The following is a 3,167-nucleotide window of genomic DNA, read 5'->3' on the forward strand; positions in this document are numbered from 1 at the left end:
CATCAAGCTTTTGCCCATGAAGCAACCAGGCAATGGCTGTAATTATGACGACGCCGAGTCCCGACCAGACTGCATAAGCAACACCGACAGGGATGGATTTCAGAACCAGAGTAATACTCTGCTATAGCAGAATCTGCCTTGTTGCAGCGCGGAACTCAAGTGATATTTGCCTCTTGTGTTTGCATTCGAGCTAATCCGGCAGCACTATTACTCCCAAGGGTTCCAGCAGTTGCTCCTGTTGCCAGGCACAGATCTTGACTCCTTCGAGGTTGACCCGTCTGGGGTCGAGCCCATCCAGATCGGCAAAGGTCAGGTCACAGCCCCGCAGATTGACCTGTTGCCAACAGTCGCGGGAGAAGGTGCCGCGGCTGAGATCTGAGCCCATCAAGGAAGCGCCGCTGAGATTGGCATTGCTCCAGTTGTTTTCAAACAGCTCGCATTTTTCCAGGCATTGGCCACTCAAGTTGGTATAGGCCAGGTTGCAACCTGAGATATAAGCCGAGCAGAAGTACATCTTATGGCTGACTTGATTGTAGAAGCGGGCCCGGGAAAAGTTGGCGCCCTTGAGATCGCACTCCCTGAACTCTATGCCAAAGCAGTTGGCACCGCTGAAGTTGGCCAAAGACAGACGGCAGGCCTTGAAACTGGCATCGCGCAGATCGGCATAGCTGAAGTGACACCCTTCAACGGCGCCGCTTTCAATGAAACTGCAATCCTCGAAACTGGCATCCTGCAGCTGACAGTGGCTGAAGTCACACTGATAAAAGCGGCAGCGGCGAAAACGGCTGTCACTCAAATCCTGGCGTGAGAAATCCTCTTGCTGAAAAACTTTATCAATAATATCCATACGGCTTCCTTTAATCAGGGAGGGTGCTAACTCTTTCGGCGAGCTTTGCCTAGGCGGGTATAGGAAGTATAAACCACCTTTTTGCTCCTCATCCGAAGTATCTTACCTGAAATTCCCTCACTCGTTTACCGCTCAAGCCCCAATTTTAACTGCCGGTCCAGCCTAAACCGCTCTAATAAGGTTCGATTTGGCGGTAAAATCTCTAGCCTGATAGCTCGAGAGATACAAACTGCCCCACCGCCCCGTTTAAAAGTTGGCAGTGTTGAGCAGTGTTGGATTTGGGGTCGTCAGTCAAAGAGACGACTCTGTGATGGATCGAACAGGCTGGGAGTCAGTGGCGGCGCTCGTTCTGGTGGCAGCTCACGCTGCTTGGCGGCATTCGCCTTGGCTGTTTTCTGTTTCAGATGCTTGAGAATCTGCTCAATGACCTTCGGATCTTCGATGCTGGCAATCACTTTGACGTGACCGCCGCAGTGTTCGCAGACTTCAATATCAATATTGAAGACTCGCTTGAGGCGTTGCATCCAGGTCATGGCGCGGTGGCGCTCTGCAGGACTCTTGTCACGCCAGTTAGTATCGAGACCTTCCGATTTGTCGGGCTTCTTGCCCCGCTTGGCGGGTGTTACTTGAACTCGGTGTTTGCTGTTCGGTGCAAAGACGCCGTGGAAGCGTGTGAGGTTGACTCGCGGCTTAGGTACCAACGCAGCGAGTTTGGCGATGAAGTCCAGCGGCTCGAAGATCACATGGGTGGTGCCATTGCGGTACGGAGTTTTGAGCTCGTAACGCACCTGCCCATTGGCGGTTAATGCCAGACGTTTTTCTGAAACCGCTGGCCGACTAATGTAGCGACACAAGCGCTCAAGCTTATCCCGCTGATGCGCTTCGGCCATCACACCGGCGTGTAGCGAGAAACCAGCATGGTTGGCTACTCGACTGCTTGAGTCGGCTTTATCCTCACGCCCTGGCAAGGTTTGCAGGGTGAAGACTTTGCGCCCTTGCTGGGGGCCGACGGCAATGCGATACGTAACCGAAGCACCATGTAATTGAGTCAGCGTATCGTCTTCGCCCTCTTCCAGTGTCAACCACGTATTCTCGGCATCACGCTCCAAAATCCCACGCTTTTCCATGCAGCGAGCGATGCGATGGCTGAGGGTGTGAGCGAGCGTATTCAGCTCATCGTAAGTGGGTGCCTTGACACGATGGAAGCGTTGCTTGCCATAGTCATCTTCGGCATAGACACCATCGAGAAACAGCATGTGGTAGTGGACATTGAGATTTAGCGCGGAGCCAAAGCGTTGGATAAGAGTCACTGAGCCAGTTTGTGCAGAGGCTTTGGTGTAACCGGCTTTTTTGATCAGATGAGTTGAGAGTGTACGATAGACGATACTCAAGACCTGGCCCATCAGCTGGGGATGGCGAGCCAGCAAAAAGCGTAGCTGGAAAGGAAAGCTGAGCACCCACTGGCGAATGGGCTCCTTGGGGAAGACTTCGTCTATCAGCAGCGCCGCACTCTCGGCCATCCGGCGGGCACCGCAGCTAGGGCAAAAGCCGCGTCGTTTACAGCTGAAGGCGACCAGACGCTCGTGATGACAATCCTCGCAGCGAACCCGCATGAAACCATACTCCAGACGGCCACATTGGAGGAGGTCGTTGAATTCTTGTTGGATGTAGCGAGGCAGGTGTTGACCTTGGGCTTCGAGTGAGGCTTTGAAGGCTGGGTAGTGCTGCTCAACCAGCTGGTAGAGCAGCGTCTGGTCGGGTTGGTGGCGTTCGTAACCGTTTGTTTGAGTGGGCGATTGACTCGCCGTGGCGTTCCTTGCCAGCGACATGGGTATCCTCCGCTGATACTGTGGTTATGTACAGTATCAGCGGCTTGCGTTCAGACGTCCAGTCTGGCCCTAGACATCGCTAAATGCTTAACCCGCAATAGCCCTCACGAGTTGTTATCAGCCACTACCGGTTGAGCGAGAAGGTTTTGGGTTCAGGGTGCTATTGCTCCACCAATCACAATACTGAAGCCCCAACTGTTATCAGTTGGGGCTTTTTCTTGTCTGTTTGCGGCGGTTGCGTTTTATCGGTAGTCGTCGAGCTCTGCACCATCCCACATAAGAGCTTAACGGTGCGATCTTCAACGCCATCACACAAAACTTTCTTTTTCACGCACAGTCAACTTATTGGATGTTTTATTAACAACCCAAAAGGAGATATTTAGCGGGCGGCCGGAAGGTGAATGCTAGGCATGATCTAACCCTCGGTCTCTGGCGTCGCGACTGCGAAATTTCGCGAGGGTTTCCGAGAAGGTGATTGCGCTTCGCAGATC

General features: G+C 53.1%; 2 protein-coding genes and 1 pseudogene. All 3 read right to left on the bottom strand.

Annotated features, from left to right (window positions below; translation table 11 throughout):
• Positions 1–115 (bottom strand): annotated as a pseudogene (locus M0415_RS21200) (SMR family transporter); the annotation flags it as partial.
• 75 nt (positions 116–190) lie between these two features.
• Positions 191–847, bottom strand: coding sequence for a quinolone resistance pentapeptide repeat protein QnrA1 (locus M0415_RS21205; RefSeq protein ID WP_012579084.1), 657 nt, complete (start codon positions 845–847; stop codon positions 191–193).
• Between the two features lie 287 nt (positions 848–1,134).
• The gene (locus M0415_RS21210) at positions 1,135–2,676 is read right to left on the bottom strand and encodes an IS91-like element ISCR1 family transposase (RefSeq protein ID WP_000050481.1); all 1,542 of its coding nucleotides are present in this window, start codon (positions 2,674–2,676) and stop codon (positions 1,135–1,137) included.
• Positions 2,677–3,167: the final 491 nt, after the last annotated feature.

This window comes from Shewanella sp. 10B (assembly GCF_023475885.1).
Classification (GTDB): domain Bacteria; phylum Pseudomonadota; class Gammaproteobacteria; order Enterobacterales; family Shewanellaceae; genus Shewanella; species Shewanella mangrovisoli.

Excerpts from the sequence above, each read along its gene's own strand:
- M0415_RS21205 (WP_012579084.1), bottom strand. The coding sequence starts at position 847 with ATGGATATTATTGATAAAGTTTTTCAGCAAGAGGATTTCTCACGCCAG.
- M0415_RS21210 (WP_000050481.1), bottom strand. The coding sequence starts at position 2,676 with ATGTCGCTGGCAAGGAACGCCACGGCGAGTCAATCGCCCACTCAAACA.